Origin of the sequence: Microbacterium sp. Se63.02b (genome assembly GCF_014171575.1) — a bacterium.
Classification (GTDB): Bacteria; Actinomycetota; Actinomycetes; order Actinomycetales; family Microbacteriaceae; genus Microbacterium.
In genome coordinates, this window is the sequence record NZ_CP050453.1 from 47,954 (window position 1) to 68,459 (window position 20,506).

Annotated in this window: 18 protein-coding genes and 7 pseudogenes; 13 read left to right on the forward strand and 12 right to left on the reverse strand. The window is 68.6% G+C overall.

Annotated features, from left to right (window positions below; translation table 11 throughout):
- Positions 1-6: 6 nt before the first annotated feature.
- From G4G29_RS00270 to G4G29_RS00280, 4 genes and pseudogenes are all read right to left on the reverse strand, one after another.
- The gene (locus G4G29_RS00270) at positions 7-1,014 is read right to left on the reverse strand and encodes a hypothetical protein (protein WP_183151427.1); all 1,008 of its coding nucleotides are present in this window, start codon (positions 1,012-1,014) and stop codon (positions 7-9) included.
- A 7-nt stretch (positions 1,015-1,021) separates the two neighbouring features.
- The gene (locus G4G29_RS23750) at positions 1,022-2,395 is read right to left on the reverse strand and encodes a VWA domain-containing protein (RefSeq protein ID WP_345941133.1); all 1,374 of its coding nucleotides are present in this window, start codon (positions 2,393-2,395) and stop codon (positions 1,022-1,024) included.
- A 36-nt stretch (positions 2,396-2,431) separates the two neighbouring features.
- Positions 2,432-2,665: a hypothetical protein gene (locus tag G4G29_RS23755; protein WP_345941134.1), complete on the reverse strand. Its 234-nt coding sequence runs from the start codon at positions 2,663-2,665 to the stop codon at positions 2,432-2,434.
- A gap of 226 nt (positions 2,666-2,891) precedes the next feature.
- A pseudogene (locus tag G4G29_RS00280) lies at positions 2,892-3,694 on the reverse strand (shikimate 5-dehydrogenase).
- A gap of 521 nt (positions 3,695-4,215) precedes the next feature.
- Between G4G29_RS00280 and G4G29_RS00285 the strand changes: the two are divergent.
- Positions 4,216-4,422: a cold-shock protein gene (locus G4G29_RS00285; protein WP_017203899.1), complete on the forward strand. Its 207-nt coding sequence runs from the start codon at positions 4,216-4,218 to the stop codon at positions 4,420-4,422.
- Between the two features lie 149 nt (positions 4,423-4,571).
- On the opposite strand, the gene G4G29_RS00290 is transcribed toward G4G29_RS00285, so the two are convergent.
- Positions 4,572-5,237: an HAD hydrolase-like protein gene (locus G4G29_RS00290; RefSeq protein WP_183151428.1), complete on the reverse strand. Its 666-nt coding sequence runs from the start codon at positions 5,235-5,237 to the stop codon at positions 4,572-4,574.
- 144 nt (positions 5,238-5,381) lie between these two features.
- Between G4G29_RS00290 and G4G29_RS00295 the strand changes: the two genes are divergently transcribed.
- Positions 5,382-5,693: a response regulator gene (locus G4G29_RS00295; protein WP_183151429.1), complete on the forward strand. Its 312-nt coding sequence runs from the start codon at positions 5,382-5,384 to the stop codon at positions 5,691-5,693.
- 42 nt (positions 5,694-5,735) lie between these two features.
- Here the strand turns inward: G4G29_RS00295 and nucS are convergent, their stop codons facing one another.
- Both nucS and G4G29_RS00305 read right to left on the reverse strand, forming a co-directional pair.
- A complete protein-coding gene (gene nucS, locus G4G29_RS00300) occupies positions 5,736-6,431 on the reverse strand; it encodes an endonuclease NucS (protein WP_183151430.1) in 696 nt (231 codons plus the stop codon).
- Positions 6,432-6,485: 54 nt separating this feature from the next.
- Positions 6,486-7,361, reverse strand: a complete 876-nt coding sequence (locus tag G4G29_RS00305) for a GAP family protein (RefSeq protein WP_183151431.1) — start codon at positions 7,359-7,361, stop codon at positions 6,486-6,488.
- A 335-nt stretch (positions 7,362-7,696) separates the two neighbouring features.
- On the opposite strand from G4G29_RS00305, the gene G4G29_RS00310 reads away from it, so the two are divergent.
- Both G4G29_RS00310 and G4G29_RS00315 read left to right on the forward strand, forming a co-directional pair.
- Positions 7,697-8,671, forward strand: a complete 975-nt coding sequence (locus G4G29_RS00310; RefSeq protein ID WP_244632272.1) for a histidine kinase — start codon at positions 7,697-7,699, stop codon at positions 8,669-8,671.
- A pseudogene (locus G4G29_RS00315) lies at positions 8,668-9,308 on the forward strand (response regulator transcription factor). The gene G4G29_RS00310 and the pseudogene G4G29_RS00315 overlap by 4 nt, the downstream one beginning before the upstream one ends.
- 3 nt (positions 9,309-9,311) lie before the next feature.
- Here G4G29_RS00315 and G4G29_RS00320 read toward each other — a convergent pair.
- A pseudogene (locus G4G29_RS00320) lies at positions 9,312-10,548 on the reverse strand (MFS transporter).
- 17 nt (positions 10,549-10,565) lie between these two features.
- Here G4G29_RS00320 and G4G29_RS20895 point away from each other — a divergent pair.
- From G4G29_RS20895 to G4G29_RS20905, 3 genes and pseudogenes are all read left to right on the forward strand, one after another.
- Positions 10,566-10,720 (forward strand): annotated as a pseudogene (locus G4G29_RS20895) (hypothetical protein); the annotation flags it as partial.
- Between the two features lie 16 nt (positions 10,721-10,736).
- Positions 10,737-11,255 carry a hypothetical protein gene (locus tag G4G29_RS20900; RefSeq protein WP_244632273.1) on the forward strand — a complete coding sequence of 173 codons (519 nt, stop codon included), beginning with the start codon at positions 10,737-10,739 and terminating at the stop codon, positions 11,253-11,255.
- A 97-nt stretch (positions 11,256-11,352) separates the two neighbouring features.
- Entirely contained in the window at positions 11,353-11,667 is a 315-nt protein-coding gene (locus tag G4G29_RS20905; protein WP_244632274.1) for a substrate-binding domain-containing protein, read from the forward strand.
- Between the two features lie 12 nt (positions 11,668-11,679).
- On the opposite strand, the gene G4G29_RS20910 is transcribed toward G4G29_RS20905, so the two are convergent.
- Positions 11,680-12,030, reverse strand: a complete 351-nt coding sequence (locus tag G4G29_RS20910; protein ID WP_244632275.1) for a hypothetical protein — start codon at positions 12,028-12,030, stop codon at positions 11,680-11,682.
- Positions 11,985-13,178 carry a hypothetical protein gene (locus G4G29_RS00330; RefSeq protein ID WP_244632276.1) on the reverse strand — a complete coding sequence of 398 codons (1,194 nt, stop codon included), beginning with the start codon at positions 13,176-13,178 and terminating at the stop codon, positions 11,985-11,987. Before G4G29_RS00330 ends, G4G29_RS20910 begins: the two co-directional genes overlap by 46 nt.
- Positions 13,179-13,298: 120 nt before the next feature.
- Between G4G29_RS00330 and G4G29_RS00335 the strand changes: the two are divergent.
- A pseudogene (locus tag G4G29_RS00335) lies at positions 13,299-16,265 on the forward strand (Na+/H+ antiporter subunit A).
- A pseudogene (locus G4G29_RS00340) lies at positions 16,265-16,651 on the forward strand (Na(+)/H(+) antiporter subunit C); the annotation flags it as partial. The pseudogenes G4G29_RS00335 and G4G29_RS00340, both read left to right, overlap by 1 nt.
- Here G4G29_RS00340 and G4G29_RS00345 read toward each other — a convergent pair.
- Complete coding sequence (locus G4G29_RS00345; RefSeq protein WP_183151432.1) at positions 16,558-16,827, reverse strand: hypothetical protein; 270 nt, start codon at positions 16,825-16,827, stop codon at positions 16,558-16,560. The pseudogene G4G29_RS00340 and the gene G4G29_RS00345 overlap by 94 nt on opposite strands.
- Before the next feature lie 29 nt (positions 16,828-16,856).
- On the opposite strand from G4G29_RS00345, the pseudogene G4G29_RS00350 reads away from it, so the two are divergent.
- The 4 genes and pseudogenes from G4G29_RS00350 (at position 16,857) to mnhG (ending at position 19,648) form a co-directional block, all read left to right on the forward strand.
- Positions 16,857-18,406: pseudogene (locus G4G29_RS00350) on the forward strand (Na+/H+ antiporter subunit D).
- A complete protein-coding gene (locus G4G29_RS00355; protein WP_183151433.1) occupies positions 18,406-18,996 on the forward strand; it encodes a Na+/H+ antiporter subunit E in 591 nt (196 codons plus the stop codon). The pseudogene G4G29_RS00350 and the gene G4G29_RS00355 overlap by 1 nt, the downstream one beginning before the upstream one ends.
- Entirely contained in the window at positions 18,993-19,262 is a 270-nt protein-coding gene (locus G4G29_RS00360) for a monovalent cation/H+ antiporter complex subunit F (protein ID WP_021200077.1), read from the forward strand. The genes G4G29_RS00355 and G4G29_RS00360 overlap by 4 nt, the downstream gene beginning before the upstream one ends.
- Positions 19,259-19,648, forward strand: coding sequence for a monovalent cation/H(+) antiporter subunit G (gene mnhG, locus G4G29_RS00365; RefSeq protein ID WP_183151434.1), 390 nt, complete (start codon positions 19,259-19,261; stop codon positions 19,646-19,648). Before G4G29_RS00360 ends, mnhG begins: the two co-directional genes overlap by 4 nt.
- Positions 19,649-19,712: 64 nt before the next feature.
- Here the strand turns inward: mnhG and G4G29_RS00370 are convergent, their stop codons facing one another.
- Complete coding sequence (locus tag G4G29_RS00370; protein ID WP_183151435.1) at positions 19,713-20,474, reverse strand: alpha/beta hydrolase; 762 nt, start codon at positions 20,472-20,474, stop codon at positions 19,713-19,715.
- Positions 20,475-20,506: the final 32 nt, after the last annotated feature.

The following is a 20,506-nucleotide window of genomic DNA, read 5'->3' on the forward strand; positions in this document are numbered from 1 at the left end:
GCGACGTCACTCCCCCGCGCCGTCCTTGAACTGCCGCTCCCAATCCCGCAGCTCGGAGCGGCCGATCAGCGAGTCGAGCGACACCTGGAACAGCAGCCCCTTGCGGGCGTTGACCTGCTTGATGTTGTCGACGATCTGCGTCGTGAGGCCGGCGAGGGCCTCGCGCACCTCGTCGACACGCTCCTGCGGTGAATCCCACAGGTCGGGTCGGGTGAGCAGGTCGAGCAGGTAGTCGGGTTCGAGTGCCGCGACGAGCCGGGCGAGCTTGTCGGCGTACTCGGCTTCGGCGAGCATGACCTGGTCTGCTTCGGCCTTGGCGTCGAGCCGCACGAAGAGCTGCTCGACGTGGGAGGCGAGCATGTCGATCGCCGCCGCGGTCTCCGCCGCGACCGTGTCGCCCTGGAGGGTCGCATAGTCGACGCGCAGTTCGCGCAGCCGGTTCACACGCAGGCGGATGGCCGGAGGCAACGGGTCCGCGGTGGCGACCGCCTTCGGTGTGCGGCGCCGGCGGAGGAAGAGGACGATGGCGGTACCGGCGGCTGCGGCGAGGACGACGCCTCCGATGACGACGGGAAGGATCGCATCTCCCGCTCCCCGCGGTCTCCCCGGCGACGAGGGCGCCTCGTCGACGATCTGCTGCACCGTCTCGACGAGGGCGGACTGCGTGTCACCACCGGCCGCTGCCTCGTTCTCGTTGGCGATCCGCAGCACGTCGTTGCTGTCGATCACCGTGGAGCCCGCTTGCAGATCGTCCCCGACGGCGAGCACCACGGTCGTCTGCGGCACCCGCTCGCTGAGCCGGTCCAGCAGTTCGAGGTCGTAGACGGCGGCCAGGTCGGCATCCTCCGGAAGCACCACGACGGCGATCGTCCGGTCTCCCGGCACGGCGGCCGTCAGCGCCTCGGTCAGCGCTGCCTGCCCCTGCACGCCGGGCGCGACGTAGACGTCGCCGGACTGAAGCGCCGCGATCGCGTCGGTCACCCCGCTCGGGTCGGATGCGGTGGTGCTGATCATCCTCACCTCAGAAGTTGTTGATCACGGAGGCGAACACGAGGTCGATGCGCTCGGCGTCGGAGGCGTCGAACATCTGCCCCCCTGTGGCGTCCGCGATCCGCTGCAGCGCCGAGGTGTCGGCGCCCTCGCCGTAAGCGATGGGGAAGATGCGGACCGGGGCATCGGTGCCGCCCTCTTTCGTGCTCTTGCCGATCTTCGCGATCAGCGAGTCGAGTGAGGTCGTCGAGTCGGTGTCCTCCCCGTCGGACAGCACCACGATGGCGTTGATGCGTCCGGGTTCGGCGCGCTCGCCCATGGCCTCGTACGCGGTGAGGATCGCGTCGTACAGCGGAGTCCCGTTGCGCTGCGCGTACCGCAGATCGTCGAGCGAGGAGTCGAGCTTCTCGCCGTCCGACCCGAGCGCCGACACGTCGCGCAGCACCTGGATGCCGTCGCCCTCGTCGGACTCGACCCCGGTCGTGAAGGCCCAGACGCCGACCTCGTCGGTCGACCGGAAGTGGTCGAGTGTGGTCTGTGCTCCCTCGATCGCCCCGTCGAGCCGCGAGCGTCCGTCGCCGATCGGGTCATCCATCGACCCGGAGATGTCGATGAGCTCGAGCACGGACGAGGGCTTGCGCACCTGCGTCCACTGGTCGATCGCGGTCGAGATGACATCCACGTCGGGCTTGGGCAGTGTCACGGTGGGCTGCGCAGGGTCGACGCCGAAGTTGGCGGTGAAGAGGTCGCCGAGGGCGACGGACTCGTCGAGCGGGCGGAAGCCGTATTCGGGGAGGATCTGCTGGGCCGGCGTGGTCTGCAGGAAGGCTGCGAACGCCTCGCCGGCGGTGCGCTGCTCGGGGGTGATCCAGTCTGCGCCGAGCACCGTGACCGGGTTGTCGGACCACATCGAGCCGCCGGAGGGATACACGGCGACGAGCTTGGTCTTCGGCGGTGTCAGCGTCTCTCCCGGCTGCACGGTGTGCGAGTCGGGGTTCCCCTTGTTGTAGTTGAGCAGCGACGTCTCCTCGAGCGCGACGGCCGAGACGTAGGCCGAGCCGTTGGCGCCGTTCTGCGTTTCGTCATACAGGGTCGAGAGCACGTTGCCGGTCGTGTCGCCGTAGTGGATCACGCACTCCTCGAACACCCGGGAGAAGTCCTCGGCAGCGTCCACGTCGTCACCGGTGAGTCCCTCCGACTTGCCCGAGGCCTCGTACGACTGCATGAGGATGGTCGACAGCCCGGTCGTCGAGGTGTTCGGGTTCGTCTTGGAGATCTTGAACGCGCCCCAGATGTCCTTGCCGACGCTCCCCCAACCCTCGGGGTTCTGGCACAGGCCCTCGAGGTCGGTGATGCTGATGGGGGTGTCCGGCCACCCCAGCGCCTTGGCCATCGGCTCGGGCATCCCGAACACGACAGGGGTGCGCGTGAACGAGGCGGGTTAGCCGACGAGGTTCGCCGAGGCGGCGGCCGCGACACGGTCGGTCCACACCGTCGATGCGGGCGACCACAGTGTCGGCCACAGGGCACGATCGTCGCTGGGCCAGTCGTCGCCGGAGGTGAGGTAGCGGGCGGCGTTGCCGGAGGAGACGTTCGTCGGGCGCACCGTCGCGCACGTGTCGAGCCCCTCGTGCTCGGGAGAATCCTTGAACGCGGTCGCGAGCTCGTCGAGCATGTTGACCTTCTCCGACGAGGTCGCCACCGTGATGTGGGTGCAGCCGTCGTCGGGGAACCCTGCCCTGCCTCGGGCTCCGGATCTTCTCCCCCGCCCGTGCAGGCCGCCAGAACCAGTGCGGCGATGGTTGCTGTGGCCAACGCGGCGGGTGTTCGCCGGTACAGGGTCCTTCGTGCGGTGCGAGGCGCGCTCATGCGCCTAGGCTACCCAGGTATCGGCCCGGTGATCACGCGGTTCCTGCGCGCATGAACTCCTCGGCGGCACGCACCTGTTCCCTGGAGGGGCGGATACCCGTGTAGAGGACGAACTGCTCGAGCGCCTGCAGTGTCGCCACCTCTGCGCCGGTGATCACGGTCTTTCCTGCGGCGCGACCAGCGGCGATCAGCGGCGTCTCGGCAGGAAGGGCCACCACGTCGAAGACCACCGAAGCCGCGGCGATCGTCTCGGTCGCGAAAGCCAGCGCGCCTCGTCCGCTCCGCCGGCCATCCCGATCGGGGTGACGTTGACCAGGACGTCCGCGGTCGCGCCGCCGACTTCCGGCCGCCACGCGAATGCGTAAAGATCTGCCAGCGCGCGACCGCTCGTCTCGTTGCGGGCGACGACGGTGACGTGCGCGAACCCGGCGTCGCGGAAGGCGGCTGCGGTGGCCTTCGCCATGCCGCCGGAGCCGCGCAGCAGCACGGACGCGGCGGGGTCGAGGCCGGAGCGCTCGATCAGCTGCACGATCGCGGAGTAGTCGGTGTTGTAGGCGGTGAGAACGCCGGCGTCGTTCACGATCGTGTTGACCGAATCGATGGCCTGCGCAGACGGGTCCATCCGATCGACGAGCGCGATCACGTCTTCCTTGTAGGGCATCGAGATCGCGCAGCCGCGGATGTCGAGTCCGCGCACGCCGGCGATGGCCAGTCGAAGGTCGGTCGGAGCGAAGGCCTTGTAGATCCAGTTCAGGCCGAGCGCCTCGTAGAGGTGGTTGTGGAACCGTGTCCCGTTGTTGCTCGGTCGAGCGGACAGCGAGATGCACAGGGTCATGTCCTTGTTGAGCAGCGTCACCGCATCAGGGTACTCGCGTGCCGCGCGAGTCCTCCCCTATGGTGAAGGTGCATGCACAAGGGGATTGATCGTCTCCGTCTCTCCCCAGGAGACGGACGGCCCACCCCAGGGGCAAGACGATCCGTGCATGCGATTGGGCCCTCTCGAGTAGTTCAGTCCCCAATGGGCTACTCGAGGGGGCCGCTATCGTCATCCTCCCACCGATTTTCGGATTTGTCCCCCAAAAGGGGGACAAGGCCTCCGAAAAGGAGCTAGGCTGTTTCTGACGCACCCTCCGGTCGTCTTCGGCCCTCATCGCTCCCCCCGCGGTGAGGGCCACACCATTTTCCGGGTGACTCCGCCCCCTCGCCGCGACTCCGCCACGTGACGGCCGTGTAGCGCTCGTGCAACATTTGGATTACCTTCTCGCCGCCGCTATTCCCCTCGGGGCCTCCTCCACTAGCGTTAGCGATGTCGGGGCATCCCTGCGTCGGCTTTTTACCCAGCAGAACAGGCAGTACATGAGCACCCAGGGCACGGTCAAGTGGTTCAACTCGGAGAAGGGCTTCGGCTTCATCTCCCCCGACGACGGAGGCGCTGACGTCTTCGCGCACTACTCCGCCATCCAGTCATCCGGCTACCGGTCTCTCGAAGAGAACCAGCGAGTCGAGTTCGATGTGGCACAGGGTCCGAAAGGCCTTCAGGCAGAGAACATTCGCCCCGTCTGAGACGGGCGAGACACGGAACTCCCCGACCGGAGCGCGCCTCTCGCGCGACATCCGGCGGGGAGTTCTGTGCTTCGTGCGGGTCGATGAGGCCTCGCGCGTGGCCTGAGCACCGCTTCGACACGGCCCGTGCGGGGGCGGCGGACAGCGGATCAGTCGAGGAGGAGTCCTCGGAGCTCGTCGACCGTGGAGACGCGGAACGCGGCATCGTCTCCTTCGTGGTGATCGCTGAAGCCCCAGTCGACGAAGATGACGGGCACGCCGTTCGCCAGGCCGCCCTCGACGTCATGGTGGCGGTCGCCGACGAGCACGGGCCGTGCCGTGTCAGCCCCGAGCTCACCGAGGCGGCGCAGGGCCTCGGCGACGATGTCGGTCTTCGAGGCGAGGGTCGACTCGTCGGGCGTCGCGCCCACGGTCGTGAGGAAGGCGGGGCGGAGGCCGAAGTGGTCAACCAGCGCGTCGACCTGGTTCTCCGGCTTCGAACTGGCGGTCGCCTGCGGCACGCCGGCGGCGTGCAGATCGTGGATGAGCTCGGTGACGCCGGGGTAGGTCGCGACATCGGTCGTGTACCCGTCGGCCTTGCCGAGAGTGCGGTAGAAGGCCACCGCCTCCGCTGACTGCTCCGGCGTCATCCCCGCCTGGTCCTGGAACGACTGGAACATGGGAGGCCCGATCCAGTGCACCAGCTCCTCGCGCGTGGGTGCCGGGTGCCCGAAGTGCGTGAGCGCGACGTTCAACCGGCGGAGGATGCCGACGGAGGCGTCGACGATCGTGCCGTCGACGTCCCAGAGCACGCAGGAGAAGGGGGAGTGGGGCATGCCTCCAGCCTAGGGTCACGCGGGAGGGTGATCACTCACCCTGCACAGGTGTGCAGGGTGCTATCTTCTCCACACCTTACGTGAATGCGTTGTGTCCCCATATAAGGTCGTGACAACGGCGGGTGAGCGGGTGAGAATGGGGGGATGTACGTGTCGATGGAAGTCATCACGATGCTGGCGACAGCGGCGACACTGCTGGTGGCGATCGTCAGCGGCTTCGGGTGGATGATCACTCGGATGGACGCGCGGTTCGCTGCGCAGGACGCGAAGTACGAGGCGCGCTTCGACAGGATCGACGACCGGTTCGACCGTGTCGACGACAGGTTCGACCGCGTCGACGACAGGTTCGACAGGCTGGAGAAGCGGATCCACAGCATCGAGCTCGAGATGACCGGGGTGAGGGTCGCGGTCGCGCGGCTCGAGGGGCCGACCCCGAGGCTGATGATGGTGCGCTGACCGCTCGGGACCGGGGAGGCGACGGGGGAGGACGACTGCGGCTCAGAACAGACGGGGGATGCCCGACTCGATCCCCTTCATGTCGTCGTAGTCGAGGACGAGGCAACGGATGCCGCGGTCCTCGGCCAGTACACGTGCCTGCGGCTTGATCTCCTGCGCGGCGAAGACGCCCTGCACGGGGGCGAGGTGAGGGTCGCGCCCGAGCAATTCGAGGTAGCGGGTCAGCTGCTCGACGCCGTCGATGTCGCCGCGGCGCTTGATCTCGACCGCGATGGCGGCACCTTCGGCATCGCGCACGAGCAGGTCGACCGGTCCGATCGCGGTCGGGTATTCGCGGCGCACGAGGGTCGCACCCTCGGAGATGCGATCCACCTGCTCGGCGAGCAGCCGCTGCAGATCGGCCTCGACGCCGTCCTTCTGCAGTCCGGGGTCGACGCCGAGCTCGTGGGACGTGTCGTGGATGATCTCGTAGATCTGCACCCGCAGCGCATCGCCGGTCTTCTTGTGCGTGACGCGCCACACCTCGACGACGCCGGCGCTCGACTCCTCCTCGCCCGGCTCCTCGCTCGACAGCGAGCAGGGCGGGCTCATCCAGTTCAACGGCTTGTAGCTGCCGCCGTCGGAGTGCACGAGCAGACTCCCGTCGCCCTTGTGCACGAGCAGACGCGTGGCGAGCGGGAGATGGGCATTGAGCCGACCGGTGTAGTCGACCGAGCAGCGGGCGATGACGAGACGCACCCGTCGAGCCTACTTCGTCGGAGTCCCATTGTTCGCCGCCTCGGAGTGTGGCGATCAGTTGCCGAGGAAGCCGCCGAGAGCCTCGAAGAGGCCGAGCTCGGTGGCGGCGGAGCGGGCGATCAGGAACCCGATGATGCCGATGATCCAGGCGGTGTTCTCCGCTCCGGTGCGCTGCATCCAGGCGGCGAAGCGCTGGAGGGGCCTTTCGACGACAGGAGCGGCGACGAGGCGGAGGATCAGCAGCACGATCGCGGGCAGGATCATGAGAACGCAGTATCCGACGAGGGACAGCACCCGCAGCGGGGTGTCGATTCCGGCGTCCGCCAGCATGGTCATCCCCACGATGTACGGAAGCATCGTGGCGACCTCGACGAGGCCGGCGGCGACCGCCACGGCCATCACGGCAGCTCCCCGCGTGCGCGGGTCGAGCAGACGCTCCCGCCAGCGCGTGATGCGCCCGGACGGAGGGGCCATCTCGGCGTCGGAGGTCGCCGCAGGCGGTGTCAGGGGTGCGGCGACTGTGGCGTCCGCCGCCGACGGCATCCCCGTCCACGGCGAGACGCGAGGTGCCGTCGGTGCAGCGCTCGCCGAGGTGGAGACCTTCGCCGCCGCTTTGTCGCCCGTGGGCATCACGAACGCGGTGAGGAGGAGCGCGCCTCCCACGACGAGACGGATGATCATTCCGGCGGGAGATGCGAGGAACTCGGAGGCGACGTCGACCAGGTTCACGAGTCCCCAGAGGAACAGGAGGCCGACGACCAGATAGAACGCGGCGATCGTGACGAGATAGAGGAGGATGCGTCCGACCCGCACCCGGCCGGGATGCAGGAGCAGGAACACCGGGATCAGGAGCGTGCCGACGCTGAGGCCGTCGATCAGCGCCAGGAGCGCGAGGGAGAGGGGGAGCGGCAGACCGCCGAAGAGTTCCATGCGTCCACGCTCTCCGAAACACGGATGCGGCGAATCGGGCGAAAGTAGGGCTCCGCCTCCTCGTCTCATCCCTTCGTCGGATGCGCCGCGGACCGTGTCGTGGTTGCATGAGGACATGCACGAGCAGGTCCACGGCGGCATCGGCGCCTGGTATCGCCGGCACCGCTGGTGGGCCGACCCGGTCGGGATGGCGATCCTCGCCGTGGTCATGGCCGGTCTCGGCTTCCGCGGAATCTGGGGACCGTTCTCGGTCCTCACCGCTCCCGTCTCACCGTGGTGGGCACTGGTGCTCGCGCTACCCGCCTGTGCTCGCGCTCGCGAAGCGTCGGATGCCGATGACCGTGCTCGCGCTCGTGTCCGCGCTGTTCGTGGTCGACCTGCTGACGGTCGGCGGCATCGGAACTCTCGTCGTGCTGCTGGACGTGCTCTGGACGGCTGCCTTCCTCGCCGGGGAACGAGGGCGTCGCGCTCTGCTCCTGCTGCTCGGGGCGTCGACGCTCGTCCTCTTCGTCGCCGCATGGCTCTTCACCGACGTCTCCTTCGCCGTCGCGTTCCTCATCGGCGTGCAGTTCGGAGCGATCTTCGGTACGGACTACTGGTGGGCCGTCGCGGTCTCTCAAGCGCACGAACTGGCCGAACTGCACCGTCAACGAGCAGAGCACGCCGCGATCGTCGCGGAGCGGGACCGAGCCGAAGCCGTCCGACGCGAACGCGAGACCATGGCACGTGAGCTGCACGACGTGGTGGCCGGGCACGTGATGGCGATGGCGATCCGTGCGGAGGCGGCGCTGTCGACCGAGGCGGATAGGACCAAGGACAGAGACGCGCTTCAGGCGGTTCGCGACGCCGGCCTCGACGCCCATGGCGCCCTGAGATCCATGATCTCGGTGCTGCGGCGCGGCGACGGGAACCTGGCGCGACCGCCGCGCTGGGGCGACATCGACGGCATCGTGCACGAGGCCGAAAGGGCGGGACTGGTCGTCGACCTCTCCGTCGCCGACCTCCGCGACCTCGGCACCGGACCCGAGCAGGCGGTCGTCCGCATCGTCAGGGAGGCGGTGGCCAACTGCATCCGTCACGCCGGCGGTGCGCACGTCGAGATCGTGGTCGACCGCGATGACCACGACGTGCGGGTGATCGTGCGATCGCGAGGAGGCGTCGCCAGCGCTGCCGTCGTGCGGGCGGGCGACGGCTGGGGTCTGCAGATGCTGGAGGAACGCGTGGTGGCGCTCGGCGGCGTGTTCACGGCAGGACCCGTGGTCGAAGGCTGGTCGGTCGAGGGCCGGATCCCGATCGAGGTGCGGGTGTGAGCGCCCCGACCGTGCTGCTCGCCGACGATCACTCCGCGATCAGAGCGGGCCTTCGGATCATGCTGGAAGCGCACGGGATCACCGTGGTCGGGGAGGCCGCAGACGGCGACGTCGCGGTACGCAATGCGGCTGCACTGCGTCCCGACGTCGTGCTCATGGACCTGCGGATGCCCGACAGGGACGGCGTCTCCGCGACCCGCGAGATCGTCGACCGCGGGCTCGGCGACGTGCTCGTGCTGACGAGCTTCGACGAAGACGAGCTGGTCTTGGGGGCGATACGCGCCGGTGCCGTCGGCTTCCTCCTGAAGACGGTGGATGCGCCGACCCTCGTGCAGGCCGTCCGTGCCGTGGCCGCGGGCGACGGAGCGCTGGACCCTCGCGTGACTCGGCGTGCGCTCGCCGCAGCGGCGAGCGGTGCCGCCCCGGTGCCGCCGAGTCGTGCCGCGCAGCCCGACCTGACGGCGCGGGAGCGGAGGTGCTCGACGGCATCCTGAGAGGCTGGTCGAATGCGCAGCTCGCGACGCGCCTGCGCATCTCGGTTCCGACGGTCAAGACGCACGTGTCGAACGTGCTGATGAAGCTCGGCGCGCGCAGCCGATCCCACGCGGCCGCGCTCGTGCGCGGACGCGAGATCTGAGGATCATCCTTCGCGGGCGCTGTTCGCCGCGATCTTCTCGTCGTCGCGCAGCGGACGCGCGGCGCCGGAGAACAGTCCGGAGAGGACGACGAGTGCGACCAGGATGAACAGCGTGTTCAACAGGCCGATGTGCTCGCTGATGATCCCGAGCACGGGGGCCCGCCGAGGAACGCAACGTACCCGATGGTGGCTGCGGCGCTCACGCGAGCCGCGGCCTTGGCGGGGTCGTCCGCGGCAGCCGACATGCCCAGGGGGAAGCCGAGCGAGGCGCCGACGCCCCACAGCGCCGCTCCGACGAGCACGAGGGGAAGGTCGGCGCGAGGATGAAGAGCAGGATCCCGGATGCCGCCGTCACGGCGAGGATCCGCAGCACGGCGACCCGGCCGAACCGGTCGACCAGGGGACCTCCGAACAGGCGCACCGTGGTCATGCCGATCGAGAACACCGCCAGCGCCAGGGCGCCGGTGCCTTCGGTGAATCCGTGCCCCTGCTCCGTGCCGAGGGCGATCCAGTCGTTCGCACCGCCTTCGGCGAATGACATGCCGAGCATCACGGTCCCCAACAGGTAGGTGCGCGGCTCGCGCCACGCCTCGAGTGCGGTGTGCATGCGCTCCCGGAACGGCGGCTTCTCGTGACCTTCGGGGTCGAGGGCGGCTTCGCGCACTGGTACCTGGAAGTAGCAGGCGACCGCGATCGCGGCGATGAGCATTCCCATGGCCGTGGCGTGGGTCGCGACGTCGAAGGCCAGCTGCGCCGCGAGCGCACCGATCCCTGCGCCGATGACGGTTCCGAAGCTGAAGAACGCGTGGAACACCGGAAGGATCGTGCGACCCATCTGCTGCTCGATCGCCGTCGCCTCGACGTTCATCATGACGTCGACCGATCCGTTGCCGAAGCCGAACAGGGCCATGCCGATCAGGACCACGGGCACGGAGCTGAAGACGTCAGCCCCCAACCCGACGAGGACGATGCCCGCGGCGAAGGTCAGCATCGTGAGGAGCATGCCCCGTCGTGCCCCGGTGCGCGCCATCACGGCGGGGCCTGTCGAGATGCCGAGGATCGAGGCGACGCCCATGCCGAGCAGGATCAGGCCCACCTGCGCATTGTCGAGGTCGAGCGCCTGCTTGATCCCCGGAACGCGCGATGCCCAGGTCGCGATCGACAGGCCGCTCGCCAGGAAGATGGCGAAGATCGCGGCGCGCCAGCGGACGAACTGCGAACGGGTGAGGGCTGCATCCATGCCGGATAGCCTATCGAATCGATTCGACCCAGGGGGGTGGAAGACAGCTATCCTCGAAGTATGAGCAGTCAGGAGACGCCGCGTCGCGCCACGATCGCCGACGTCGCCCGCGAGGCGGAGTCGCGACGTCCACGGCCTCCGTCGTCTTCAGCGGGAAAGCCAAAGTCGCCCCCGCGACCAGGGAGCGCGTGCTCGCCGCCGCAGCGGAACTCGGCTACGCGGGGCCCGATCCCCGCGCGGCATCGCTGCGGCGCGGGCGCAGCGGCATCGTGGCCGTCGTGCTGGAGGGCCACCTGCGCGCGGCGTTCCTCGACCCCGTGACGACGGCGATGATGGACGGACTCACCGACGGACTCGCCGAGCTCAGCTCGGGCATCCTGCTGATGCGCGACGACCCCGGCGACGACGGAGCGGCGATCGCGAGCGCGCCGGTCGATGCGTTCGTGCTGATCGGATGCTCCGGCCGTACCAGGGCATCCCTCGAGGTCGTCGTCGGTCGCGGACTGCCCGTCGTCGTCATCGAAGGCGATGCGGGGAGTCGATCCCGCGCATCACGCTCGACAACGCCGCAGCGTCCGCCGACATCGCTCGACACGTGCACGATCTCGGTCACCGCGATGTCGCGCTCGTCACGCTCCCGCTCGACACCGACCGTGAACGTGCTCTCATCACCCCGGAGAGGCTCGAAGAGGCGACGGTCGACGTGACCATCCACCGCCTCGCCGGGACGCGGGAGGTGTTCCCCGACGCACCGGCGATCTCGGCGTCGGGCAGTCTCATCGACGAGGGGTGCTGGTGGGGAGGATGCTGCTCACCGATCCCGCCACGAGGCCCACAGCCGTTCTCGCACAGAGCGACCTGCTCGCAGTGGGCGTGATCCGTGCCGCGGAAGAGCTGGGGTTGCGCGTGCCGGAGGACCTCTCGGTCGCCGGGTTCGACGGGATCGCCCTCGACGGCCTCGGCGACCTCAGCCTCACGACCAGCGTGCAGCCCGCCGTGGAGAAGGGGCGCGCGGCGGGGGAGCAGGTCGCGCGCATGCTGCGCGGCGAGCCGGGCGTCACGCAGCACCTCACCTGCCGGTTCCACGCCGGCACGACGACCGCGCGGGCACCGCGCTGACCGGACCTCCCGTCAGCTCCGCAGGGGGCCGAGCGGCAGCGTCACGGTGCCGAAATCGAGGATGCGGTATCGGCCGCAGTCGACCACCTCATCGGGTACCGCAGGGACGGGCAGGTGCCACGGGACCGTCTGCGCATCCTCCACGAGGAACGACACCTCGCCTGCGTCGAAGTCGCGACGGTCCACCAGCCACGCATATCCGTTGAGCTCGTGATCGACCTGCACCAGTCGTGCCGGATCCTTGAGGTGCAGTTTCGGCAGCCGAACCGTCCAGAACTGACCGCCCCCGATGCGATCCGAGGCATCGACCCACGCGGTCACACAGGTGAGGTCGGGGTCGGCGGCCCCGGCGGCGGACGCCAAGCGGGGGATGCTGAGCGTGCCCGCGAGCACCAGCAGCACCCCGGTCGCGGCCATGACGAACTTCCGCGTCCGCCGAGGGACTCGCACCGCCTGCGGGGAGGCGACGAGAGCGAGTACCGGGGCGAAAGCGAGCGGTTGCAGGTAGCGCGCCGCGTGGGTGCCGAGGGCGACGGCGCCGACCACCACGAGCAGGGGCGTGATCCACGCGAGCGCAGCCACGACGCGCGCTCCGTGTCTGTGACCCGCACCGTGCGATGCACGGCGAGCGCGAGGAGAGCGAGGACGATGGCGCCCCCGACGACCCCGGCTGGCGTGGACAGGCGGTCTGCGAAGAGGTCGGAGTAGTAGCGGAGGGACTCGGCCCAGCGCTCGGGCTGCACGTAGCCCGCCCCGCTGTTCGTGATCCATGCCTGAAGCGGAATGCGACCGACAAAGCCGATCGCCGTGCCGCACAGGAGCACGGCGAGGAGCAGTGCAGGTCGGAGCCGTTCCCGCGAGCGGAGGAGCAGCACGGTGAGCAGCAGCGCGAGCGGAGCCGTCGCCCACGCCGCGTACAGCGGGTTCGAGAGCGTGGAGACAGCCGCCGTGAGCCCCAGAAGAACCAGCATCATGGCACCGCCGGCGGGGCGATCGACGACCCGCCGCACGAATCCGACGGAGAGGACCGCAGCGATCACGGTGCCGGAATAGTAGGTGGTCGTCAACGAGAGGGAAGCCAGCTCGAAGGCATCCCGCGATGCCGACGTCTCGGTCATCGCGATCACGGAGAACACCGTGAGGCCGAGAAGAGACCACGCGACGGGCGCTGAACCCGGTCGCCGTCGGCCAGCCACGAGCCGAAGCGCACCGAAGAGGCCGAGCAGATTGAGCACCGCGTTCACGGCGAGCACGCCGTCGACCTCGAGCGGGAGCAGGGCGTCGAGACCAGCGAACACCGCCGTCTCCGGGACGAAGAGCACACTCGACAGCGCCCAGTCCGCCGGTCCTCCGGCGAGCAGAGAGCGCGCGAACATCGCCACGATCAGGGAATCTCCGTCACGGAACAGCAACTCCGATCGGGCGGAGGAGGCGACCTGTGCCGCGGTGATGAGCGACACCGCGAGGGCACCGGACCACCCGGCCAGCTCTCGCACCCCAGCCCGCCCCATGCGCCCACTCTCGCACGATCGTGCAAGCCGTGGACCTCAGAAGCCCTTCGCCCCGGTAAACTGGCCTGACACCCGCCCGCCTGTGCCGCATGGCCGACGAGCCCTGAGGGAGCCGCGTATATGCTGATGCTCCTCGCCGTGTTCCTCCTCGGGTCGCTGTTGATGCCCGTTCTGGTGCGCTGGCTCGGAGCCCAGGCGTTCGCGATCGCGGCCCTCGTCCCTGCAGCGGCCTTCGTGCACGCACTCGTCATGACACCGCAGGTGCTCGACGGACCGGTGCCGTTCGAATCCGTCGAGTGGATCCCGCAGCTCGGTCTCGACCTGTCCATGAACATGGACGTCCTCGGCTGGGTGCTGACGCTCATCGTCAGCGGCGTGGGAGCCCTGGTGCTCCTCTACTGCCGGTGGTACTTCCACGACGACACCGTCGGCATCGGCCAGTTCGCCGGCGTGCTGCTCGGCTTCGCCGGTGCGATGTATGGGCTCGTCCTGACCGACGACCTCGTCATGCTCGTCATGTTCTGGGAGGTGACGAGCATCCTCTCGTACCTCCTGATCGGGCACTACCGTCGTCGAGCCGCCAGCCGACGCGCGGCCCTGCAGGCGCTGCTGGTGACGACGTTGGGCGGACTCGTGATGTTCGTCGGCGTGGTGCTGCTCGTGGTCGATACCGGCACCTCGAGCATCCGCGAGATCCTCGAGATCGCCCCGACAGGTCCGATCGTGGATGCCGCGATCGTCATGCTCCTCGTCGGAGCGATCAGCAAGTCGGCGTTGTTCCCTTTCCACTTCTGGCTTCCCGGCGCGATGGCGGCCCCCACGCCGGTCAGCGCCTACCTGCACGCCGCGGCGATGGTGAAGGCCGGCATCTACCTCATCGCCCGCTTCGCGCCGATCTTCGCGTTCAGCGCGACCTGGCGTCCGATCGTCATCACCCTGGGCATCCTCACGATGCTGCTCGGCGGCATCCAGGCGCTGCGCGAGACCGACCTCAAGCGCGTGCTGGCGTTCGGCACCGTGAGCCAGCTCGGGTTCTTCGCCGTCGTCGTCGGCTACGGCACCCAGGCGACCGCCCTCGCAGGACTCGCGCTGGTCATCGGTCACGCGCTGTTCAAGTCGGCCCTGTTCCTCATCGTCGGCGTGATCGACCGTCAGCTGTCCACGCGTGACATCACGGAGCTCTCGGGTGTCGGGCGGCAGGCTCCCGTCATGGCGACGGCGGCATTCATCTCGGTCGCCTCGATGGTCGGTATCGCGCCCACCATCGGTTTCGTCGCCAAGGAGTCCACACTCACCGCGCTCCTCGACGACGCCCTCGGTGGCTCGCCCTGGGGCCTCGTCGCCCTCATCGGGGTCGTCCTCGGGTCTATGCTCACTGCGGCATATGGAGTGCGATTCCTGTGGGGAGCGTTCTGGAAGAAGCGGGACGAGCAGGGCCGGCAAGTGCCGGACACGGCGTGGCCCGACCCCCGGTCGGCTTCCTCTCGGCGCCGATCATCCTCGCCGGGGTCACACTCGCCGCCGGCATCGGGGCTCCTGCGCTCGACATCGCGCTCCAGGGCTACGCGGTCACCGCGACCCCGGACTCGACCGCGCGGGCGAGGCCGTCGAAGGGCCGGGGCACCTCGCGCTCTGGCACGGCTTCGAGCCGGCCCTCGGCATCTCGATCCTGTCGATCCTGCTCGGCATCGGACTGTTCCTCCTCACCCGCAAGACCGGATGGGATCGTAAGGCGCGCGTGCTGCGATTCACCGCAGCAGACGTGTACTACTTCGTCGTGCGCGGCGTCGACCGCCTCTCGGTCCTCAGCACCACGTTGACCCAGCGAGGTTCGCTGCCGGTCTACGTCGGCACGATCTTCGTGGTGTTCGTCGCCGCCGAGGTCACGGCTCTGATCGCCAGCGACATCGACCGCTACAACCTCTCGGCCTGGCACACCCCCGCGCAGATCGTGGTGGCGCCCATCATGGCCATCGCCGGTGTCTTCGCGGTCCGTGCGCAGAAGCGCTACACGGGGGTCGTGCTCGTCTCGGTCACGGGACTCGGGATGGTGGTGCTGTTCGCGACGAGCGGCGCCCCCGACCTCGCGCTCACGCAGATCCTGGTCGAGACCGTCACCATGGTCACGTTCGCGCTCGTCCTTCGTCGGCTCCCCGCCCGCATGGGCGAGCACAACGCTTCCGTCGGGCGGGTCCCCCGTGCGCTCCTGGCCATCGGCGTGGGAGTGACCATGGCCTTCGTCGCGGTCGTCGCGACCCAGTCCCGCGTCGCAGACCCGATCTCGGAGGCGTTCCCAAGCTCGCGTATGAGATCGGTCATGGCAAGAACGTCGTCAACGTGGCGCTCGTCGACCTGCGTGGCTGGGACACGATGGGCGAGCTCTCGGTGCTCGTGCTCGCAGCGACCGGCGTGGCTTCCCTCGTCTTCGTGACGCATCGCGCCGACCTGCTCGCGGCGACGAAGAACCTGCCGCGGGCGACCCGCAAGGCCGCGCGCAGCAGACCGCTCGTCGAGACCACCGAGGGCATCCGGTTCCAGACCACCGAGAACGAGAGCAGCCCGCGCGCGTGGCTCGTCGGCGGACAGAAGATGAAGCCGGAGAACAGGTCGATCCTGCTCGAGGTGATCGTCCGCATCCTGTTCCACACGATCATCGTGGTGTCGATCTTTCTGCTGTTCTCGGGCCACAACCTTCCCGGTGGCGGCTTCGCGGGCGGACTCGTCGCCGGCATGGCACTCGTGATGCGCTACATCGCGGGCGGTCGCTGGGAGTTGGGCGCTGCGGCCCCGACCGACGCCGGCCGACTGCTCGGCGCAGGGCTCATCCTCGCCGTCGGCACCGCCGTCGTCCCGCTCTTCTTCGGCCTCGCACCGCTCACGAGCACGTTCTGGGAGTGGGAGATCCCCGGCATCGGGCATATGGAGTTCGTCACGTCGACCATCTTCGACATCGGCGTGTACCTCGTCGTGATCGGGTTGGTGCTCGATGTGCTGCGCAGCCTCGGAGCCGAGGTCGACAGACAGGCCGCTCTGCGCACGACCCCGGGGCCGGAAGGCTTCCTCTCACGGGGCGGGAGGAGCAGCTGATGGATGTCTCTCTCACCCTGATCGTCATCATGGCCATCCTCTTCGCGTGCGGCGTGTACGCGATGCTGGAGCGCAGCCTGACCCGTGTGCTGATCGGCTTCCTGCTGCTGGGCAACGCCACGAACCTGCTGCTCCTGATCGTCATGGGCGTACCGGGGAACGCGCCGTTCTTCGGCACGGAGGGCGAGATGAGCGACCCGCTCCCGCAGGCGCTCACCCTGACCGCGATCGTGATCACGTTCGCCGTGTCGGCGTTCCTCCTCGCGCTCATCTACCGCTCCTGGCAGCTCGGTCAGGCCGACACGGTCGAGGACGACGAGGCCGACATCGCGCTCCGCGAGCGCACCGACGCCGACGAAGACGTCATGGACGACGAGTCCGAGACCGACGACGACGAGGCGACCACCGACTTCGTCGGCGTGCAGACGGCGCCGATCACCGTGCTGCACATGCGCGACCACCCCGCCATCCACGACGACGCGCCCTTCGACGCACCGACCGGGTGGGGTGCCGAACCCTCATCGCGGCCGGACGACGAGGAGTCGACCCCCACGAACCACACGACCGCGACGAGAACGAGGAGGGCAGGCCATGACCGCCCTCGTCCCCTCCTCCTCGTCACTGCCGCTGCTCGGCGCGGCGGTCACGCTCGTGTTCGGGCGCAACGCCAGGCTCCAGGTCGTCGTCACCGTGGCCACTCGCCCGCGGTCTCGGTGATCGCCGCCGTGCTCCTGGTCGTCGTCGATTCCGGGGCGCCCCTCGCGGTGTCGGTCGGCGGCTGGCCCGTGCCGTTCGGCATCGTGCTGTACGTCGACAGGCTCGCCGCGCTGCTGGTGCTCATCTCCAGCATCGTGCTGTTGGCGGTGCTGCTCTTCTCGATCGGCCAGGGAGCGGCGGACGGTACGGACGAGACCCCCATCTCGATCTTCAACCCGTCGTACCTGATCCTCGCGGCCGGCATCTTCAACGCCTTCATCGCCGGCGACCTCTTCAACCTCTATGTCGGGTTCGAGATCCTGCTCGTCGCCTCCTACGTGCTGATCACGCTCGGCAGCACGGAGTCACGCATCCGCACCGGCGCGGTCTACATCGTCGTCTCGCTGGTGTCGTCGATCCTGTTCCTCGCCTCGATCGCGATGATCTACGGCGCGCTGGGCACGGTCAACATGGCTCAGATCGCCGAGCGCATGTCCGAGCTCCCGCAGGAGACGCAGCTGGTGCTGCACCTGATGCTCGTGGTCGCCTTCGGCATCAAGGCCGCCATCTTCCCGGTGTCCTTCTGGCTGCCGGACTCGTACCCGACAGCTCCGGCCCCGGTCACCGCGGTGTTCGCCGGCTTGCTGACGAAGGTGGGCGTGTATGCGCTGATCCGCACCGAGACGCAGCTCTTCGCCTCGAACAGCATCGACACGCTGATGCTGATCATCGCGCTCGCGACCATGATCGTCGGCGTGCTCGGTGCGGTGGCGCAGGCAGAGCTCAAACGAATCCTGTCGTTCACGCTCGTCAGCCACGTCGGCTACATGATCTTCGGGCTCGCGATAGCGACACCCGCCGCCATCGGCGCCACGGTGTACTACATCGTGCACCACATCGTCGTGCAGACCACGCTGTTCCTGGCCGTCGGGCTCGTGGAACGCCGAGCGGGAAGCACCTCCATCCTGCGCGTCAAGGGGCTGCTGAAGGTCGCGCCCGTCATCGCCGTGCTGTACTTCGTCCCGGCGATCAACCTCGGCGGCCTGCCGCCCTTCTCGGGATTCATCGGCAAGTTCGCGCTGTTCGAGGCCGCGGCGTCGGTGGGGACGCCGATCATGATCGTGCTGATCTTCGGTGGCATCATCACGTCACTGCTGACGCTGTACGCCCTGATGCGCGCCTGGAACCTCGCCTTCTGGCGTGAGGAGGAGGACTCCTCCGAGACCGAGGGTCGCATCTCCTACCTGGGCAACGCTCCCGCCGCCGACGAGCAGCAGGAACGTCGTCGCATTCCGAAGATCATGACGCTCGCGACCGGGGGCATGGTCGCGGTGACTCTGGCTCTGACGGTCTTCGCCGGCCCCCTGTACGCCCTCTGCGACCGGATCGGCGCCGGTCTTCTGCAGCCCGTGAGCCTCGTACAGCTGGAAGACGAGGTGGGCTGATGGCGCGCGACACCCGACGTCACCTCTGGCGCGACATCCGTGTGCAGCTGCCGTTCCTCGCGTGGCTGGTGGTGCTCTGGATGCTGCTGTGGGCGCAGTTCACGGTGCTGTCGTTCCTCACCGGTCTCGTCGTGGCGATCTTCGTCACCCGCGTCTTCCGCCTGCCGACCGTCGCCCTCTCCGGGCGCATCAACCTCTGGTACGCTGCGCTCTTCGTCGTGCAGTTCCTGTTCGCCGTGCTCAGCGGTGCCCTCTCGGTGACGGTGCAGGTGTTCGACTTCCGCCGTCAGCCCGGTACGGCGATCATCGCGGTGCCGCTGCGATACGCGGATGACCTCGTGATGACGCACGTCGCCGTCGTGTCCTCGCTCATCCCCGGCTCGCTGGTGGTCGAGACCGACCGGGATCGACGCATCCTCTACCTGCACGTGATCGGCGTCAGAAACCTCGAAGACGTGGAGAAGCAACGCGCAGGAGTCTTGCGCTGGGAGCAGCGGGTCGTGCGTGCGCTCGGCGACCCCGCTCAGTACCGTGCTCTCAAAGCCGACGAGCGCGCCGGCCTCGGACTGACGAAGGGTGGCGCCCGATGAACATCCTGCTGCTGCTGATCATGGTGGTGTTCGGCATCGCCGCGGTTCTCGCGCTGATACGCATCGTTCGGGGACCGTCGATCCTCGACCGGGCCGTGGCGTCCGACGTGCTCCTCACCGAAGTGATGTGCGTGATCGGAGCCGAGATGGCGATCAACGGTCACACCCGGAACATCCCCGTGCTCCTGATCATCGCGGCCATCGGGGTGTTCGGGTCGATCGCCGTCGCCCGGTTCGTCGCGAGAAGGGACAACACGACACCATGAACGTGTTCGGTCTCATGATCCCGGATGCCGTCGTCGATGTGGCGGTCCTGATCCTCATCCTGCTCGGCGCGCTGCTGTGCCTGTCGGCCGCGGTCGGCCTGCTGCACTTCCGCGACGTCCCCTCGCGGCTGCACGCTGCCACCAAGCCCCAGGTGCTCGGGCTGCTCCTCATCTGCATCGCCATCGCGCTGTCGCAGCGCTCGATCGGGGGCATCCTCGTCGGATTCGTGCTGGTCGCCCCTGTCGTGCTGATGCAGTTCGCCACGGCTCCGCTCTCGGCGCACATGGTCGGGCGGCAGGCCTATCGCAACGGGACCATCGAGCAGCGCGGGCTCGTGGTCGACGAGCTGGCCGAGTCGAAGCAGACCCCTCCCGCCGCCGGCTGATCCGACGAGATGGCCTGATCCCGCGAGCCGCCCGCGAGCCGTCCGTGAGGAGGGTCCGCGGGCGTCAGAGGCGGGCGGCGAACTCGTGGATCAGTCGCGCCGCGGGCTCGGAGTCGCTGATGAGCGTGCCGTGCCCGTGGTCGGGGATGACCTCGAGGTCAGCGCCAGGGATGGCGTCGAGGATCTCCTGACACCAGCTCATCGGCGCGAGCGGGTCGCTCTCGCCGCGCAGCACGAGTACCGGGCAGTCGATGCGCACGAAGGCGTCCTCGGGCTCGTGCACGATCGTCGCGCGCATCTTGCGGATGAGGTGCGGTCCACCGCGGAGGTACTCCCTGGCTCCGCGCCAGATCACCAGAGGCCGCTCTCCGACCAGGTCGGTCAGCAGATACCGCGCCTGTGCGCCGATGTTCCGTGCCGCCTTGTTCACGGTCGGGCCCGCCAGCACGACCCCTTCGACGAGAGACGGGTGCCGGGCTGCGAGCTCCGCGGCGATCTGACTCCCCATCGAGTGCCCGATCACGATGACCGGCCCTGCATGCACGTGCTTCAGATAGGCCGCGACGAGGTCGGCGTGCCGCTCCATCGTGAGTGTCTTCTCCGGCTCAGGCGCTTCGCCGAAGCCGGGCAGATCGACGGCGATCACGCGCCCTTCGAGCCGTTGCACGATGTCGAGGTAGACGCTGCGACCCATGCCAATGCCGTGCAGCAGCAGATACGTGTGCGGGCCTTCACCGAAGGTCTCGGCGATCAGGGTCGCCCCGCCGTGCTCGTACTCCAGGAGCGTGGCGATGGTCCCCTTCGGGGCGAGGTAGCTGGATGGCACGCATCCACGTTATCCGAGGAAGCTCCGCTTCT

Bases quoted from the DNA above. Each gene is read 5' to 3' on its own strand.
- G4G29_RS00270 (WP_183151427.1), bottom strand. From the start codon at position 1,014: ATGATCAGCACCACCGCATCCGACCCGAGCGGGGTGACCGACGCGATC.
- G4G29_RS23750 (WP_345941133.1), bottom strand. From the start codon at position 2,395: ATGCCCGAGCCGATGGCCAAGGCGCTGGGGTGGCCGGACACCCCCATC.
- G4G29_RS23755 (WP_345941134.1), bottom strand. From the start codon at position 2,665: ATGCTCGACGAGCTCGCGACCGCGTTCAAGGATTCTCCCGAGCACGAG.
- G4G29_RS00285 (WP_017203899.1), top strand. From the start codon at position 4,216: ATGAGCACCCAGGGCACGGTCAAGTGGTTCAACTCGGAGAAGGGCTTC.
- G4G29_RS00290 (WP_183151428.1), bottom strand. From the start codon at position 5,237: ATGCCCCACTCCCCCTTCTCCTGCGTGCTCTGGGACGTCGACGGCACG.
- G4G29_RS00295 (WP_183151429.1), top strand. From the start codon at position 5,382: ATGTACGTGTCGATGGAAGTCATCACGATGCTGGCGACAGCGGCGACA.
- G4G29_RS00305 (WP_183151431.1), bottom strand. From the start codon at position 7,361: ATGGAACTCTTCGGCGGTCTGCCGCTCCCCCTCTCCCTCGCGCTCCTG.
- G4G29_RS00310 (WP_244632272.1), top strand. From the start codon at position 7,697: ATGACCGTGCTCGCGCTCGTGTCCGCGCTGTTCGTGGTCGACCTGCTG.
- G4G29_RS20905 (WP_244632274.1), top strand. From the start codon at position 11,353: ATGCTGCTCACCGATCCCGCCACGAGGCCCACAGCCGTTCTCGCACAG.
- G4G29_RS00330 (WP_244632276.1), bottom strand. From the start codon at position 13,178: ATGGGGCGGGCTGGGGTGCGAGAGCTGGCCGGGTGGTCCGGTGCCCTC.
- G4G29_RS00355 (WP_183151433.1), top strand. From the start codon at position 18,406: ATGGCGCGCGACACCCGACGTCACCTCTGGCGCGACATCCGTGTGCAG.
- G4G29_RS00360 (WP_021200077.1), top strand. From the start codon at position 18,993: ATGAACATCCTGCTGCTGCTGATCATGGTGGTGTTCGGCATCGCCGCG.
- mnhG (WP_183151434.1), top strand. From the start codon at position 19,259: ATGAACGTGTTCGGTCTCATGATCCCGGATGCCGTCGTCGATGTGGCG.